16 protein-coding genes and 2 tRNA genes are annotated in these 15,467 nt (G+C 36.9%); 12 read left to right on the forward strand and 6 right to left on the reverse strand.

The window, feature by feature from the left end:
- Positions 1 to 11: 11 nt before the first annotated feature.
- The 3 genes from P2086_RS02515 to P2086_RS02525 all read left to right on the forward strand — a co-directional run bounded on the left by P2086_RS02515 (position 12) and on the right by P2086_RS02525 (position 1,251).
- The gene (locus P2086_RS02515) at positions 12 to 356 is read left to right on the forward strand and encodes a hypothetical protein (RefSeq protein WP_317898859.1); all 345 of its coding nucleotides are present in this window, start codon (positions 12 to 14) and stop codon (positions 354 to 356) included.
- Between the two features lie 167 nt (positions 357 to 523).
- A complete protein-coding gene (locus tag P2086_RS02520) occupies positions 524 to 844 on the forward strand; it encodes a hypothetical protein (protein ID WP_317898860.1) in 321 nt (106 codons plus the stop codon).
- A 38-nt stretch (positions 845 to 882) separates the two neighbouring features.
- Positions 883 to 1,251 carry a hypothetical protein gene (locus P2086_RS02525; protein WP_317898861.1) on the forward strand — a complete coding sequence of 123 codons (369 nt, stop codon included), beginning with the start codon at positions 883 to 885 and terminating at the stop codon, positions 1,249 to 1,251.
- 21 nt (positions 1,252 to 1,272) lie between these two features.
- On the opposite strand, the gene P2086_RS02530 is transcribed toward P2086_RS02525, so the two are convergent.
- Together P2086_RS02530 and P2086_RS02535 are read right to left on the reverse strand one after the other, a co-directional pair.
- Positions 1,273 to 1,932, reverse strand: coding sequence for a YceH family protein (locus tag P2086_RS02530; protein WP_317898862.1), 660 nt, complete (start codon positions 1,930 to 1,932; stop codon positions 1,273 to 1,275).
- A gap of 38 nt (positions 1,933 to 1,970) precedes the next feature.
- Positions 1,971 to 3,722 (reverse strand): hypothetical protein, encoded by a 1,752-nt coding sequence (locus tag P2086_RS02535; RefSeq protein ID WP_317898863.1) that lies wholly within the window; start codon positions 3,720 to 3,722, stop codon positions 1,971 to 1,973.
- A 303-nt stretch (positions 3,723 to 4,025) separates the two neighbouring features.
- Here P2086_RS02535 and P2086_RS02540 point away from each other — a divergent pair, with 303 nt between their 5' ends.
- The 3 genes from P2086_RS02540 to P2086_RS02550 all read left to right on the forward strand — a co-directional run bounded on the left by P2086_RS02540 (position 4,026) and on the right by P2086_RS02550 (position 6,205).
- Positions 4,026 to 4,787, forward strand: coding sequence for a TerB family tellurite resistance protein (locus P2086_RS02540; RefSeq protein WP_317898864.1), 762 nt, complete (start codon positions 4,026 to 4,028; stop codon positions 4,785 to 4,787).
- A gap of 185 nt (positions 4,788 to 4,972) precedes the next feature.
- The gene (locus P2086_RS02545; RefSeq protein WP_317898865.1) at positions 4,973 to 5,497 is read left to right on the forward strand and encodes a CFI-box-CTERM domain-containing protein; all 525 of its coding nucleotides are present in this window, start codon (positions 4,973 to 4,975) and stop codon (positions 5,495 to 5,497) included.
- Between the two features lie 21 nt (positions 5,498 to 5,518).
- Positions 5,519 to 6,205, forward strand: coding sequence for a DUF2461 domain-containing protein (locus P2086_RS02550; RefSeq protein WP_317898866.1), 687 nt, complete (start codon positions 5,519 to 5,521; stop codon positions 6,203 to 6,205).
- Here the strand turns inward: P2086_RS02550 and P2086_RS02555 are convergent, their stop codons facing one another.
- Positions 6,206 to 6,658: an FKBP-type peptidyl-prolyl cis-trans isomerase gene (locus P2086_RS02555; protein WP_317898867.1), complete on the reverse strand. Its 453-nt coding sequence runs from the start codon at positions 6,656 to 6,658 to the stop codon at positions 6,206 to 6,208.
- Positions 6,659 to 6,756: 98 nt separating this feature from the next.
- Between P2086_RS02555 and P2086_RS02560 the strand changes: the two genes are divergently transcribed.
- The 4 genes from P2086_RS02560 (at position 6,757) to P2086_RS02575 (ending at position 10,194) form a co-directional block, all read left to right on the forward strand.
- Positions 6,757 to 7,389 carry an endonuclease III domain-containing protein gene (locus tag P2086_RS02560; protein ID WP_317898868.1) on the forward strand — a complete coding sequence of 211 codons (633 nt, stop codon included), beginning with the start codon at positions 6,757 to 6,759 and terminating at the stop codon, positions 7,387 to 7,389.
- A gap of 478 nt (positions 7,390 to 7,867) precedes the next feature.
- Positions 7,868 to 8,674, forward strand: a complete 807-nt coding sequence (locus P2086_RS02565) for a CheR family methyltransferase (protein WP_317898869.1) — start codon at positions 7,868 to 7,870, stop codon at positions 8,672 to 8,674.
- 180 nt (positions 8,675 to 8,854) lie between these two features.
- A complete protein-coding gene (locus P2086_RS02570; protein WP_317898870.1) occupies positions 8,855 to 9,385 on the forward strand; it encodes an RNA polymerase sigma factor in 531 nt (176 codons plus the stop codon).
- Positions 9,382 to 10,194 (forward strand): anti-sigma factor, encoded by an 813-nt coding sequence (locus P2086_RS02575; protein ID WP_317898871.1) that lies wholly within the window; start codon positions 9,382 to 9,384, stop codon positions 10,192 to 10,194. Before P2086_RS02570 ends, P2086_RS02575 begins: the two co-directional genes overlap by 4 nt.
- A 123-nt stretch (positions 10,195 to 10,317) precedes the next feature.
- On the opposite strand, the gene hemE is transcribed toward P2086_RS02575, so the two are convergent.
- Entirely contained in the window at positions 10,318 to 11,340 is a 1,023-nt protein-coding gene (gene hemE, locus P2086_RS02580) for a uroporphyrinogen decarboxylase (RefSeq protein ID WP_317898872.1), read from the reverse strand.
- A gap of 139 nt (positions 11,341 to 11,479) precedes the next feature.
- Here hemE and P2086_RS02585 point away from each other — a divergent pair, with 139 nt between their 5' ends.
- Positions 11,480 to 13,483: a M1 family metallopeptidase gene (locus tag P2086_RS02585; RefSeq protein ID WP_317898873.1), complete on the forward strand. Its 2,004-nt coding sequence runs from the start codon at positions 11,480 to 11,482 to the stop codon at positions 13,481 to 13,483.
- Positions 13,484 to 13,635: 152 nt separating this feature from the next.
- The gene (gene rsmH, locus P2086_RS02590) at positions 13,636 to 14,688 is read left to right on the forward strand and encodes a 16S rRNA (cytosine(1402)-N(4))-methyltransferase RsmH (protein WP_317898874.1); all 1,053 of its coding nucleotides are present in this window, start codon (positions 13,636 to 13,638) and stop codon (positions 14,686 to 14,688) included.
- A 99-nt stretch (positions 14,689 to 14,787) separates the two neighbouring features.
- Here the strand turns inward: rsmH and P2086_RS02595 are convergent.
- Positions 14,788 to 14,868: transfer RNA gene (locus P2086_RS02595), tRNA-Leu, on the reverse strand.
- Positions 14,869 to 15,346: 478 nt separating this feature from the next.
- Positions 15,347 to 15,418 (reverse strand) — tRNA-Arg (locus P2086_RS02600).
- Positions 15,419 to 15,467 lie beyond the last annotated feature (49 nt).

The following is a 15,467-nucleotide window of genomic DNA, read 5'->3' on the forward strand; positions in this document are numbered from 1 at the left end:
TTTTGATGGGAATGACCGAAACGGAAGAAGTAACAGAAGTAAAAACATTACAAAGCGAAGAGCGTCAAACCATAGTACATTGCAGCGTGGGTTCAGATTACGCTTTTCGTGTGTGGCCAAGCACTTTTTTAATTGAACGAGGCACTGGAAAACGTGCCGCATTAATTACAGCATTTAATATAACTTTTGCGCCGCAATGGACCTTGAATGATGGTAAAGGCTTTACTCTCATTTTTGAAGGTCTTAGTAAAGAATGTGCTTTGTTTGATTTGAAAGAAATTATTCCACAAGAAGGTGGATTTGAAGTAACCGGAATTAAACGTAATAATAGTGATGTTTATCATGTTAAATTTTGAACGTTTGGATAAAAAAGTGACTACCCCCAAAGCATTCTGCTTTTTTTATCAAACAAAAAAAATCATGTTAACAACTTCCTCATAATAGATTTAACGGCGGTTACAGGCCAATTTATCAAAATCTATTGCCCGATTTATTAAGCATTTATTAATTAAAAACGTCAACAATGGGTTGTGAGGAACTAAAACAAGCGATACGAAATTTATACTTTTTTGAGCTTATTTTTATCCGTATGACCTTTGGAGAAAAGCTAAAAGAAATGCGGGAAGAATCGCTTCACCTGCAGCGCGAATTTTTAGTGGTGATTGGCGAAATAAGAGTAATAGCTACACAAGGTGACGCGCTTCCAGAAGAATTGCTGTTTCGTAGAGATAAATTGTACAATCAGTTTAACAAAATCTTAAAAGCGCATCGGAACCTTACGAATTATGTAACCGAAAATTCTGTTGATTTAAGCAATGAGTTTTCAGAACCTCAAGACTTTTAGACGATTATTTGTTTCATGTCACCTATAAAATAGTTACTATGAAAAATAAATTTCTCTTTTTAACTTTTGGGTTGATTTTCATTACGTTAAATTTAAATGCACAAGATCAAGAAGAAAAATATCCTGAAACTGTTTTAATAAAACTCGTCGAAACCGTTTATGAAGGTGCTTCTATTAAGGCAGAGTCAAAATTAATTATTGTAAAGCCTGATAATAGCATTGAAACCAAAATGCTTGAAAGAACGAGTTACTTAAGAGGGGCTGAATTGATTCTCAATGATAATCTTATAAAGACACGAATCGAATTGCAGTTATGGCAAAATCAAGGGTTTGAGCTCAAAGGTATGAGCACTACTTCGCCCATGGATTATCTCATGATTACTACTTTTGTAATGACAAAAAACTAAATAGCATTTTAGAAATAAATTTCAGAATAACTCTTGCGTTATTTTATTTAGAATTTCTTTTACCTCAGCTAATTGCTGTTCAAGAGTAGCTACTCGGTTTTCCAATTCACTTACATGTTTACGCGCAGGTTCCTGTGGTAAATCATTTTCATAATTCGTATCTTCAATAATTTCGTCACCCAAAAGATGAGTGTATCGCGCTTCCTTTTGTCCTGGCCTCTTTGCAAGTTCCTTCAAGTATGGTGGCTCCGCACTCGCTAATTTATTCAGCGTTGAATGCACTTCGTCTAAAGATCGAAACTCATATAAACGTGCCGAGTTTGTGTTAATCTCACCGGGGGTTTGTGGTCCGCGTAACATCAATAAACACAATACCGCCAGCTGCTCTGGCTCAATTTCGTATGCTGTAACGAAATTATGTTTGTACTTTATAACGCGACTACCACCGCCAACAGCAGTGGCAATTAAACTTTGTGCTTTTAAACTATTAAGTGCCAGCACTACAACTTCCTCTTCATAATTTGTTACGGGATGCCTTGAGGTTTTTTGATTGCACGCAGCTGTAAGCGCGTTTAATGTCATAGGATAATAATCTGGCGTTGTTTTACTTTTTTCTATAAGAGCTCCTAATACTCTTAACTCTGGCTGACTTAAAGTCGGTAATGTTTTATTTGAGTCCATTTTACAATTAGAAATTTAAGTAGCGGGGAATGAGATTATTATAATTTTCTATAAATGCTATGCTTAGAATTCCCCTTTTTTTGTTTTCCTGATTTTTCTTTCGAGTCGTCTGATTGTTTTGGAACAATCACATTCTTATCCTTATTTTCAGGTGCTGAGCTTTTTGTTGTTGATTCAGGTTCTGCCTTTGTCTCAGCTGGTTTTTCTTTCGGAGTTTCTTTTTCTACTGGTTTTTCTTTCGCGACACGATCTGCTTCTGCTTTTTCAGCTGCAGCCTTATCGGATGCGGCTTTTTCTTTTGCTACTCTGTCTGCCTCAGTTTTCTCTTTAGCCGCTTTATCCTTAGCAATACGATCCGCATCAGCTTTATCTTTTGCGGCTTTATCGGCAGTTTCCTTTGCTGCCTTATCAGTCGAGGCTTTATCTGATGCTATCTTTGCCGCATCTGCCTTTTCTTTAGCTATTCTATCTGCTTCTGCTTTATCTTTTGCGGCTTTATCTGTAGCCAATTTATCAGCGGCGGCTTTATCAGCATTTGCCTTCTCCTTAGCTATTCGATCTAACTCAGCCTTTTCTTTGGCAGCTTTATCGGCAATTAATTTATCAGTAGAAGCTTTCTCTGCTGCTAGTTTATCCGCCGCAGCCTTTTCCTTTGCTACTCGATCTGCTTCGACTTTTTCTTTTGTTGCTTTATCAGCAGCAACCTTATCAGCTGCTGCTTTATCTGCCGCTGCTTTTTCTTTTGCTATTCGATCTGCTTCTATTTTATCTTTTTCGGCCTTTTCCTTTGCAGCTTTGTCAGCGGCTACCTTATTAGTTTCAGCTTTTTCAGCTGCTGCCTTGTCCGCTGCTGCTTTCTCTTTTGCAACTCTGTCTGCTTCTAATTTATCCTTTTCGGCTTTTTCTTTTGCTGCCTTTTCTGCTGCAATTTTATCGGCCTCCGCCTTTTCCTTTGCCAATTTATCTGCTGCTTCCTTATTCTTTGCGGCCTTTTCCTTCGCGGCGTTATCTGCTGCAAATTTGTCTGCTGCTGCTTTTTCTGCTGCTGCCTTCGCTGCTGCCGCATCCGCTATTTTTTTTGCCTCATCATCTTTACCTTTAAGGCACAGCCCTACTTTTACTAACTGATCTGTTGGATATTTTTCACCAGAAATTAAACTGAGGGCTTTTTCGTAATTTGTTTTCGCTAAGGGGCAATCATTCTTTTTTAATGCATCGTCACCAGCCTTTGCGGCATCAATAAATTTTTCAATTAACGCATTCTCGTTTTCAGCTACTCTTCCTAAACCATCTAAAATTTTATCTGTATATCCCTCATCATGATCGAATTTTTTTCTATCGGCAATCCATTTTACCTTTACTAGTGGTTGCCCTAAAATACCGTAATCAATTCCAGGCAATGGCCTCGCCATTAAAAAGCCTCCAATACCAAAACTCGGTGAAAAATTAATAGAACCAATGTCGGGTGGAACTCCCATTGTATTTACTGAAAACTTTTTCGCATTACAATCTCCATACGATACAACTAACATAAAATCTCCATTTGCAGGCACTTCAATTGTAAAATCGCCACTACCCGAACTTCGTATTGTTTTTACCAATTTATCTCCTTGGTACAAGGCAATGTTAGCGCCACTTAACCCCTTTTCTTCCCGGTCGGCTTTGCTAGTTAACTTAAGGGTTCTTAATTCTACATTACTGCTAAGTTTCAAAGACCAGGCGGCTGACTGCCCCTGACTATTATATACAAAACCTACTGTAAGTGCGATTAAACCAAGGTATTTCTTCATGCTAGTAGTTACGAATGCCAGACATTCTCATTGCTGGAGTTCGGATTATTGCGAATATATTAAACTCTGTTGAAGGAACGAATTTAAGCAATGACTTTAAATAAAAAAGTTAAAAAGTTTTCATAAACCAAATCTAGAATTTAGCTTGACTCGTAACGACAAAAAAAGCAGCATTTTATGAAATATTCATCGCATTCCCGAATTAGTCTCAACTGCGTCCATTAGAAAAATTAGCATTAATATAAGTCTTCAAAATTGCCTAAAACTGTATATTTACGGCTTAATTTATAAAACTTATTTCGCTTGTTTAAATTTATTGGAGCCGCCATAGGCTTGTTGTTTTTAAGAAGCTTTAGTGCTGCTATAGTTGGTTTCGTCATCGGATCACTCATTGACAATTTCACCGTTATCAAGGGTCGAATCGATTCTGGCGGAAGACCTGAAGATATGTTTGATTATTACCGCACGCAAGCCTCACGCACACACGAAGACTTTGCAACCATGCTTATTGCACTTTCGGCAGCTGTAATGAAGGCAGATGGCAGACCGCTAAAAGTAGAATTAGAATACATAAAAACTTTCTTTGCACAACAATTTGGACCACAATACACTCAGCAGCATTTACAGATTCTTAAACGCTTTTTGGATGCTCCTCAAATTCCACTGGATCAAATTTGTCGTGACATTGCCCTCCGTACTAAAGAAGAAGTGCGTATACAGTTACTTCATTATCTATTTGGCATTGCTAAAGCCGATGGACACGTGGCAGATCAGGAAATCAATGTAATAAAACGTATCGCCAATCTACTTGAAATTCCAAACACAGACTTTGAAAGTGTAAAAAACATGTTTTACCGTGATGTGAACTCAGACTATCACGTATTGGGAATTGAACCGAATGCAACAGAAGACGAAATTAAAAAAGCTTACCGTCAAATGGCTATTCGTTATCATCCAGATAAAGTAATTCACATGGGTGAAGAATATCAAAAAGGTGCGAAAGAAAAATTTCAGAAAATTCAAGAAGCTTACGAGGCAATTAAAAAGTCCAGAGGTATTTCTTAAATCGTTGCTTTTACTCCTTTAAAAACTCTTCTTACTATTAATTATAGTATCTGTTAAGGTATTTTTGTATTTTGTACCAACAAACGGTCGCCTTCATTAGACCAAGAAAATCATTCCATTTCTGTACTATTATTAGTTCTTTAAAAACACCTATACTTAAAATTACTTAAATAACACATCAGCTCATGGCAAAAAGGAAAAATACACCAGCTAAAAAAACCGTTCCCAAAAAGAAACCGGGAATTAAAAAACAAACAAATAAACTTAAAACAAAAGTAGCCAAAAAGCCTCTAGCTAAGGCAAGTTCCGCAGCTAAGAAAGTTACTGCGAAAAAACAATCGGCTAAAAAAACAAAAAGTAAAACAACTCGTAGAAAACCTGAAACACTCATGTGTTTTCTGACCACCGCTTGCGTGGACTATTATTCTCTTTCGGATAATGGGTATGAGTTAAATACATTAAGAAATTACCGTGATACTTATCTTGCCTCAACTACAGAAGGAAAAAAACTTATTCAGGATTATTATAGAGTTTCGCCAGAAATCGTTGAACGGATTAATTCTGATAAAAAAAAGAATACTGTTTACGAATACATCTACGCACAAGTAAAAATTTCATGTTCAGCAATAGAAGATCAAAAATTTCTTCTCGCAAAAAGAACGTATACAAATATGGTTAAGACGCTTATGAACAAGTATGATCTGAACTAGGTTTGTTTTACTTTTATGAAAATGCAAAAACAATTTATACTCCCTTCATCCTTTGAGTTTTTAAAACTCCTTAAGAAAAATAATAACCGCGACTGGTTCAATGCTCACAAAGAACGTTACCTCATCGAACTTGAAACTGTTGAAAATTTTGCTGAAGCTTTATTACGCGAAATGAATAAACACGACGTGATAGAAACAGTGAGCGGCAAAAAAAGCCTTCACCGGATTTACAGGGATATTCGTTTTTCAAAAGATAAAACTCCGTATAATAGTCACTGGGGTGGCGGTTTTAAAAGAGCCTCTAAATACAGAAGAGGTTCTTACTATTTTCATTTATCTCCGGGTAATTCTTTTTTGGCGGGTGGTTTTTGGGGGCCTGAAGCAAACGACCTTAAACGTATTCGCGATGAATTTGCCTACGACGCGAAACCATTTCGAAAAATTTTAAAAAGTAAATCTTTTGTAAGCACCTTTGGTACTTTAAAAGGAGAACAAATTAAAACTTCGCCAAAAGGCTTTAATGCTGACGATGAAGCCATAGATCTCTTGCGTTACAAACAATTTCTCTTAATTAAATCTTTTAATGATAAAGAAATTATGTCAGCGGACTTTCTTAAAAAAGTTAACGAAACATTTCGTCAGATGCGTCCATTCCTAGATTACATGAGCGAGGTGCTTACTACGGACATAAACGGGGAATCCATTTAATTAGTTTACGTCTAACAATTCAATATCAAAGATTAAAACTGAATTAGGAGGAATGGTTCCTGCGCCCTGCGCGCCATAACCAAGCCTAGAAGGTATTAACAAAATACCTTTTCCACCTTTTTTAAAATAAGGGATGCCTTCTTGCCAGCCCTGAATCACTTGAGTTAATAGCGTAGAATATCCACCTGATTTACTATAGTCAAAAACACTTCCATCAGTTAAATAGCCCTTATAATTAACTTTTACAGTTGAGTTCACTGTAGGTTGAACACCACTACCTTGTGTTTGAATAACGTAATAAAGTCCAGACCCAGTGGCTGTTGCATTAAGTTTATTGTTGGAAATATATTTGGTAATTATTTCTTCGTCCACCGCTACTTGATCAACCGTTTTCTCTTTTTTGCATGCAACAAAACTTAAAATAAAGACCAGAACGCTTAAAAATTTTTTCATACTTTTTTCTATGAGCATAAATATACTCGATTATTTTCAAGGTAGTTTCCTTTATTATTCTAACAGAATTTTATTTACATTTATTCTAAAAATAAATTATGTCAAAGACTGATTGGGTAACCGCAACAAAGGAGCTCTTGAAAAAATACAAGGGCAAAGCGCATCCTTTAGAATATAAAAACCTTTATCAACTCGTTGTTATGGTTGTGTTATCTGCACAAGACTCAGACAAACACATAAATAGTATAGCTCCGATCTTTTTTAAAGAATATCCTGACATGAAAAGTCTGGCTACGGCAGATGAAGGTTCTTTATTTAAGTTGATAAGCAAGGTGCGCAACTTCGGTAATAAAACAAAGTGGTTAATGGAATTGGCAAAAACAGTAAAGATAGATAAAAACATTCCACTTAGCATGGAAGGATTAACAGCGCTTCCCGGCATTGGTAGAAAATCAGCAAATGTGATTATGCGCGGTGCTGGTGTAAAAGCCGAAGGTGTTATTGTAGATTTGCATGTGGTGCGCGTTGCCCCTCGCTTAGGAATAGCAAGTGGCACAGATCCCAAAAAAATTGAAAAACAAATTATGGAAGTTATTCCCGAAAAAGATTGGGGAGAGATTGGAATGGCTATTTCTTTTTTAGGAAGAGAAACGTGTAGACCAACACATCCACATCACCACGAGTGTGTGATGAGCAAACATTGTGCTTATTTTAAAGAGAATCATTCTTAGAATACGAAGCACTTACAACAAAAAGCCACAGTAAAAATTACTGTGGCTTTTTGCCTTGATCTTAATGGATCAGTTCTGACTACCGTATCCCAGTGTTGCTCATGCGTAACTGTCGGCGTATGGTTTTATTCTTTCCCCCAATGCAGTCAATATATTTATTAAGCGCGAGGATCAATTATAGTAACTGTATTTAAGGAACAAATTCTATGCCAAATAAAAAATCATTGATATATGGCCGAATCTTAATACAAATTTAGACAGAATACGTTGTTTTATTCACATGAATGTATTAATTAATTGTAATTAATCATATTTCGTCTTTTTTTATCTAAGTATCCACTTCATTGATATTCAAAGAGATTAACAGGATCAATTCAACTAAAATTTAGATTTATTAACCTTCTTTAGAAAAATTCCCGACTTAAAAAAACCTTTCGTTCATAAAAATTTGTTGAAGTTTATACCATAAAATTCCCAAATGCTCAACGACGAAGAGATTAATATCATACTAAAAGATTTACTTGAACTTTATTATTACGATTTCAATTATTACTCAAGAGATTCTTTTAAGAGAAGAATCAACCGCTTATTTAAACTCGAAAAATTTCAATCGTTTTCTGAATTTAGAAACAGATTAAGAACTGATAAAAGTTACATTGATCATTTTATAGATCGCATTACTGTAAACGTTACAGAAATGTTTCGCGATGTAAACTTTTTTAAAGAGTTGAGAAAAGAAGTTATTCCTAAATTAGCGAAGCGCCCTTTTATCAAAGTATGGCATGCGGGTTGTTCAACGGGTGAAGAAGTATACTCAGTTGCTATTCTTTTACATGAGGCAGGCTTACTCGAAAAATCTGAAATTTACGCAACTGACATTAATCCTCATGTGCTTACCAAAGCAAGAGCTGGAATATTTCCGGTGAGTCTTATGCAGCTTTATTCGAAAAATTACTCACTCTCAGGTGGAGAGAATAATTTTAATTCCTATTACACCACCACCCCTTTAGGAGAGAAATTTAATAACACGTTTAGTTCACGAATGACGTTTAGTTCTCATAGCCTTGCCAACGAGGGATACATTAAACATTTCGATTTAATTGTTTGTCGAAATGTATTAATATATTTCGATAAGGCATTGCAAGAGAGAGCTTTTCAATTATTTAATATTAGTATGTCGCCAAATTCGTTTTTAGCGCTTGGAGAAAAAGAGACCATCAAATTCTCAGGTATTGCTTTAAAATATACTCAGCTTGGGACGGAAAAAATTTGGAAGAAAAACTAGTTTGCCTCAACATCCACTTATCTCAGCCAAGTATGCGATTATGAAGGCAATTGTTGAGAGCTGCGCTAATAGAACCCACTATAAAGCCGCTGAGGATTATCAAGCGTTTTTTTGTTTTAATACAATGTCGTATATTTCATTTCTATTCTGGCAACAAAAAAAACATATACACAAGATGAATTGATCATTCTCATTCGAGAGAAAAATCAAAAGGCCTTTTCATACTTATACGATAATTATTCAAAAGCTTTATTCGGTGTTATTAATTCCGTTATAAATGATATAGAAGAAGCAGAAGATGTCCTTCAAAAAACTTTTTTAAAAATTTGGAATAATTTTGATTCTTACGATACCGCAAAGGGAAGGTTATATACCTGGATGTTAAATATTGCCAGAAACCTTGCCATAGACAGTACTCGCTCAAAACACGAAAAAATAAAATCTAAAATCCATAGTACCTCCGACAACGTATATAAGTTCGAAAACATTTTACGCACTGAAGATAATACCCATGACACTATTGGTCTAAACACAATTTTAAATGGTTTAAAAGAAGATCATAAGTCGATTATTGACTTGGCTTATTTTGAAGGATACACACAAGAAGAAATTTCTAAAAAGCTCAACTTACCTTTAGGCACGGTTAAAACAAAGGTTAGGCAAGCTCTGCTTAAATTAAGGGAGCTCGCAAAAAAAGAAATCATAAATTGAATAGTAAGGAAGTCATATCATCTGGTTTATTAGAAAGCTATGTTTTAGGTATCAGTACTAAAGAGGAAACGGCTTTGATAAACACTTTATGCAAGGAAAACTCAGAACTACTAAAAGAAATTGAATCCATTGAAGAAACCCTCATTGATTTTTCTTCAAAACTATCACCACCAATAAACACCGATCTTAAAGAAAAAATTTCCACACAGCTTAATTTTATTGCTGAAGATTCACCAATTGCCAAAGTAATTTCTATAAAAAACGAAACAGAAGGAAGGCTTAGCATTTATAAACTAGGTATTGCGGCAAGTTTACTTTTATTTCTTACTAGCTTAATGTATAATGTTCAGCTCAATCATAAATTAAGTAAAGTGAATTTAGAGCTAGCGCAATTAAATGAGACAAAGTCTTATTTGGCTGATGAACTTAAAATTCAACAAGCTTCATTAAAGAGCATGGATACTGAATTAGAGATTCTTTCTAATCCAAAAGTAAAAACCATTGCTTTAAACGGCATGAACTCTTTGGATAAAAAAACTGCCATGATTCATATGAACATGGAAACACACGATGTGTATTTTAATGCGAGCTCTCTGCCAAATTCTCCTACCGACAAACAATACCAGCTTTGGGCAATTGTTGATGGAAAACCTATTGATGCTGGAATGATTGACATGCATAGTACCGCTTCGGTATTTCAAAAAATGAAATCTGTTTCAGGAGCTCAGGCATTTGCTGTTACCATCGAAAACATGGGCGGTAGCCCTGTTCCCACCATGAAGACTATGTGTTTGTTAGGGAATGTTTAAGTAATTTAGACACAGAGGGTCAGAGGCACAAAGTCACAGAGAGATTATTTTTCACACGAACACTTTGCTTTTCTCTGTGGAACTCCTTTACTCATTTAACTCTGTGGTAAAATTGAAAGCACATTACCACTTATACTCTTTCACCACATTCACAAACAACTTTACTTTTTCTTTATCAAGATCAGGATATAAACCATGTCCTAAATTGCAGATGTAACGATCCTTACCAAAGGCCTTAAGCATATTATGAGCTTCCGAAATAATTTTTTTCTCATCCGCGTATAACAAACATGGATCAGCATTCCCTTGTAAGGTTTTATTCCCCGCCTGTGCTCGGGCTGTTTTTGGATCAATCGTCCAATCTAAACCAATAGAAGAACAAGACGTTTCAGAAATTTTCTTTACCGAATAATGCGCATCCTTTGCAAACACTGTCACAGAAACTAAAGGTGAAAGGGCATCGCAAATTTTCGAAATATATTTTAAAGAAAACTCGTAATACATTGCTTCACTTAATACACCTGCCCACGAATCAAAAAGTTGCAATAAATCTGCACCGGCGGCAACCTGACCTTTTAAATAATTAATCGTGCTTTGAGTAATTTTTTCCAATAGCAAATGAGCAGCTTCTGGTTGCGTGTATAAAAATTGTTTTGCCTTGCTAAAAGTTTTGCTTCCGCTTCCCTCAATCATGTAAGCAAATAAAGTCCAGGGTGCTCCAGCGAATCCAATTAAAGGAACCCGATCATTCAATCCCTTTTTCGTTAGTTGAAGTGCTTTCATCACATAATCCAAATCACCTGCTTCGGCAATTTTTAACTTTTCCACATCACTTTTATTCTTAACCGTATTTTCAAACCAAGGACCTTTTGCTTCTATCATCTGGTAAGGAAGACCCATTGCTTCCGGTATCACTAAAATATCGCTAAAAATGATGGCTGCATCCACACCCAATATATCAACCGGCTGGATAGTTACTTCACAAGCTAGTTCCGGATTTTTAACAAATTCTATAAAATTCTTTGTTTTAGCACGTGTAGCACGGTATTCAGGTAACACTCTACCTGCCTGACGCATTAGCCATACGGGAGCACGTTCAACTTCTTCGCCTTTAGCTGCTCTTAAGAGCAAATCGTTTTTTAACATGGGGCGAAGTTACACTGTAATTTTTCATTACAGAAATAAAAAAATGGCAACCAGGTACCAATTTTGACAATTGTTTTTTGAATAATAGCTGTATATTGCCGGTTAAACGCAGGGTACGAACCTGTATATAAAACTACCAATGAAAAATATATTATTTTCAGTAGCAATTTTTTTTGCAACTATTGTAAGCGCACAACAACATGCCTGCTCAAAAATTAAACAGGCTTCTGCGGCACGCCAAATAAACATTCAGGCAAAAATGATGGCCCAATCTCCGCAGCTTTCGCATGAATTAGCGTATGACGTAAAATTTGTGCATTTAAATGTGAATGTTGAGCGCATAAACAAAAACATTAGTGGTGGGGTTAAAACTGTAGCTACTGTTACCATTGCGGCAATGGATACTTTTATGACTTTACTTCACCAAAATCTTATTTTAGATTCAGTGCGTCTTAATGGAGTATTGATGGCTATGATAAGACAAGATAGTATTGTAAAAACCGGACTTTCATCACCACTTGCTAACGGTTCTTCATTTACCGTAAATGTATTTTATCATGGAACTCCTCCAAATGGTGGATCTGCCATTGGAAGCGGATTTAGCAACGCTACCTCTCCATCATGGGGCAATCAAGCTACCTGGAGTTTAAGTGAAAGTCTTGTTGCATACCACTGGTGGCCTTGTAAACAAATTTTAACCGATAAAATTGATTCCAGTTGGGTTTATATCACAACCGATTCTCTAAATAAAGCCGGATCAAATGGTCTTCTTCAAAACGTAGTGACCATTGGGAATAAAAAACGTTACGAGTGGAAATCCAGAACACCAATTGCATATTATCTGATTTCAGTAGCGGTAGCAAAATACAAAGAGTATAATTTATACGCTAAGCCACAATACCTGTTAAACGACTCTATTCTTATACAGAACTATATTTACGATAACGCGATTAACAGTACTAATTTTATTAACGGTCAAAAAATACAATTGGATAAAATGCCCCAAGTGCTAGCGTTTGAAAGTGATATGTATGGCATGTACCCATTTTACAAAGAAAAATATGGTCATTGCATGGCACCACTAAGTGGTGGAATGGAACATCAAACAATGACCACGGTTGGCTTTTTTGACTATTATGTTAACGCTCATGAGCTTGGACATCAATGGTGGGGAGACAATGTAACCTGTAAGAGTTGGGCTGATATATGGATCAATGAAGGGTTCGCGTCCTACACAGAACATTTAGTTGCTCAATACTTAGATGCACCTAATTTTGCTCCTAACTTAAATTCAGCCCACATTAACGTGATGACTCAACCGGGAGGAAGTATCTTTTTTACAGGAACGGACACGCTTAACTCAACTAGAATTTTTGATTCCCGTTTAACCTATGATAAAGGTGGAGCCATCATTCATTCCCTTCGTTTTTTAACCAACGATGATTCTCTTTGGTTTAATACCTTGCGTGGATTTCAAAATACTTATCAGAACAGCACTGCTTCTGCAATAGACTTCCAAAATTATTATCAAACACAAACCGGAATTAATCCAACACAGTTTTTTAATCAATGGTATTACGGACAAGGGTATCCAACCTTTAATGTAAAATATAATTATACCGGCACACAAATAATCATCAAAAGTACTCAGTCAGTTAGTTCACCAATTGCAACACCATTATTTATAACACCGTTAGAATATAAAATAGGTCGTGTAGGGCTTCCTGATACTACGATACGAGTGATGCACAGCAACAGCGTTGAAATATATACCATTAGTTTAAGCGGTACAGTTACAGGTGTGGCTTGTGATCCCAATAATTGGATTATTAACAAGGTGGTTGGACCAACACGTGATGCAACATTAGGAGTAGATGTGGTGGTAGGCATCGACGAATTAAATTCTTTTAATCAAATTAAGATTGGTCCTAATCCGACAAAAGGATTAATAAGGATCAACAATGAGGCGGAAGCAAAAGGAACAATTAAAATTTTTGATTTGAATGGAAAACTTCTTTTAGAAAAATTGCTTGTTTCTGATACCAGCGTCGATCTTGGAAATTATGCATCAGGAATCTATTTGATTAAAATTTACGATCAAAAAAACGAGGAACGTTTTTCGCAAAAGGTGATTAAGGAATAAATTTTTAGTGATTTTGTTTTGCTAATCTAGCAGCGTGATAAAATTTCATATTCTATTTAAATTCCCCTATAGCTTGAAATCCCTTCAAACACTTAATCGCAGACAATTCTTTTTTTGAACTGTCTGTTTAAGGTTAAAAACACTACCTTAACATGATGGATGATGAAAAACCAAAACCAGAACGTCGCGTAAGATATAAAGGAACACACCCAAAAGCCTTTAAAGAAAAATACAAAGAACTTCAGCCGGAAAATTACACAGATGATGTTGCCAAGGTCATTCAACAAGGTCGCACTCCCGCAGGGATGCACCGTTCTATTTGTGTTAATGAGATTATAGACTTCCTTAAAATTAGTCCGGGTCAAATTGGATTAGATGCTACTTTAGGTTATGGTGGACACAGTGCTGAGATACTCAAACACTTAGCGCCGGGAGGACTTTTATATGCTACAGATGTAGATCCCTTTGAATTACCGCTTACCAGAAACCGTTTGGCAGCTCTCGGTTTTGGACCGGAAGCAGTCATCATTAAAAAAATGAATTTTTCTGGAATCGATCAAATAGCCGCGGAAGCTGGCCCTTTAAATTTTGTTTTGGCAGATCTTGGAGTTTCTTCCATGCAAATAGATAATCCTGAAAGAGGATTTTCATTTAAGGTGGAAGGACCTCTAGACTTAAGGCTTAATCCAAAGAGTGGAATGTCGGCTGCTGATTTTTTAAAAACAGTTACACTCGACTATTTGGAACATATTTTTGCCACCAATTCAGATGAGCAATTTTCAGAACAAATTGCGGAAGCCATTATTTCTGCGCGCGCAAAAGGAAAAACGATAACCACCACCACACAACTTCAAATACTAATTAAAGAGACACTTAAATTTCTTCCACAAACAACCCGCATGGAAGAGGCTAAGAAATCTTGCCAGCGTTGTTTTCAAGCTTTAAGGATAGAAGTGAACGATGAGTTTGGAGCCTTGGATAAATTTCTCGAAAAATTACCCGATGCGCTTGCTGAAGGAGGGCGCGTTGCCATTCTTTCGTTTCATTCGGGTGAAGACCGCAGAGTAAAAAAATCTTTTCAAAGTTTATTTCGTGAAGGTATTTATAGCGAAGTAGCCCCTGATCCTATTCGCGCATCGGCTGAAGAGTGCAATACAAACCCACGCGCTAAGTCGGCTAAGTTGCGGTGGGCGATCAAGGCTTAAGCAAATTCCCGTCACTCGTTGACACTCGGAGGGGATAAACTTCTCGTCCCTTCTTTATAGTAAATAAAAAACCCGCTTAAAATAGCGGGTTAGTAATAGTGCGGATGAAGGGACTCGAACCCCCACGCCTTGCGGCGCCAGATCCTAAGTCTGGTGCGGCTGCCATTACGCCACATCCGCAAATTTAGGAGGTCAAATATACGGATTTTTTATAAAAGCGGCAAAATTTATTTGTGGTTAATTGGAATAAGACAAAGAAAGTGCTGGATTTTGCTGTTAGTAGAAGCCCCAGCAGGGGAAAAGGTAACAAACTTGTGCGAGAGCAGATTCCCGTCGATAATAAAAAAACCCGCGTAGCGGTTTAGTGTGGCTCCGGCGGGCGGCAAAAGTTTGCAAACTTTTGAGCGAGCTCGTGCGCAAGCAGATTCCCGCCGATAATGAAAAACCCGCGCAGCGGTTTAGTGTGGCTCCGGCGGGCGGCAAAAGTTTGCAAACTTTTGAGCGAGCTCGTGCGCAAGCAGATTCCCGCCGATAATGAAAAACCCGCGCAGCGGTTTAGTGTGGCTCCGGCGGGCGGCAAAAGTTTGCAAACTTTTGAGCGAGCTCGTGCGCAAGCAGATTCCCGCCGATAATGAAAAACCCGCGCAGCGGTTTAGTGTGGCTCCGGCGGGAATCGAACCCGCATCTAAAGTTTAGGAAACTTCTATTCTATCCATTGAACTACGGTGCCAGTGCGTTAAAAATGCACCGCAAAAGTAACAAAACCTTAGTATTAAAGA

Origin of the sequence: Aurantibacillus circumpalustris (genome assembly GCF_029625215.1) — a bacterium.
Taxonomy (GTDB): domain Bacteria; phylum Bacteroidota; class Bacteroidia; order B-17B0; family Aurantibacillaceae; genus Aurantibacillus; species Aurantibacillus circumpalustris.

What these genes read in the sequence shown, in the direction of transcription:
- P2086_RS02515 (WP_317898859.1), top strand. Translation starts at nt 12, where the DNA reads ATGACCGAAACGGAAGAAGTAACAGAAGTAAAAACATTACAAAGCGAA.
- P2086_RS02520 (WP_317898860.1), top strand. Translation starts at nt 524, where the DNA reads ATGGGTTGTGAGGAACTAAAACAAGCGATACGAAATTTATACTTTTTT.
- P2086_RS02525 (WP_317898861.1), top strand. Translation starts at nt 883, where the DNA reads ATGAAAAATAAATTTCTCTTTTTAACTTTTGGGTTGATTTTCATTACG.
- P2086_RS02530 (WP_317898862.1), bottom strand. Translation starts at nt 1,932, where the DNA reads ATGGACTCAAATAAAACATTACCGACTTTAAGTCAGCCAGAGTTAAGA.
- P2086_RS02535 (WP_317898863.1), bottom strand. Translation starts at nt 3,722, where the DNA reads ATGAAGAAATACCTTGGTTTAATCGCACTTACAGTAGGTTTTGTATAT.
- P2086_RS02545 (WP_317898865.1), top strand. Translation starts at nt 4,973, where the DNA reads ATGGCAAAAAGGAAAAATACACCAGCTAAAAAAACCGTTCCCAAAAAG.
- P2086_RS02550 (WP_317898866.1), top strand. Translation starts at nt 5,519, where the DNA reads ATGCAAAAACAATTTATACTCCCTTCATCCTTTGAGTTTTTAAAACTC.
- P2086_RS02555 (WP_317898867.1), bottom strand. Translation starts at nt 6,658, where the DNA reads ATGAAAAAATTTTTAAGCGTTCTGGTCTTTATTTTAAGTTTTGTTGCA.
- P2086_RS02560 (WP_317898868.1), top strand. Translation starts at nt 6,757, where the DNA reads ATGTCAAAGACTGATTGGGTAACCGCAACAAAGGAGCTCTTGAAAAAA.
- P2086_RS02565 (WP_317898869.1), top strand. Translation starts at nt 7,868, where the DNA reads ATGCTCAACGACGAAGAGATTAATATCATACTAAAAGATTTACTTGAA.
- hemE (WP_317898872.1), bottom strand. Translation starts at nt 11,340, where the DNA reads ATGTTAAAAAACGATTTGCTCTTAAGAGCAGCTAAAGGCGAAGAAGTT.
- P2086_RS02585 (WP_317898873.1), top strand. Translation starts at nt 11,480, where the DNA reads ATGAAAAATATATTATTTTCAGTAGCAATTTTTTTTGCAACTATTGTA.
- rsmH (WP_317898874.1), top strand. Translation starts at nt 13,636, where the DNA reads ATGATGGATGATGAAAAACCAAAACCAGAACGTCGCGTAAGATATAAA.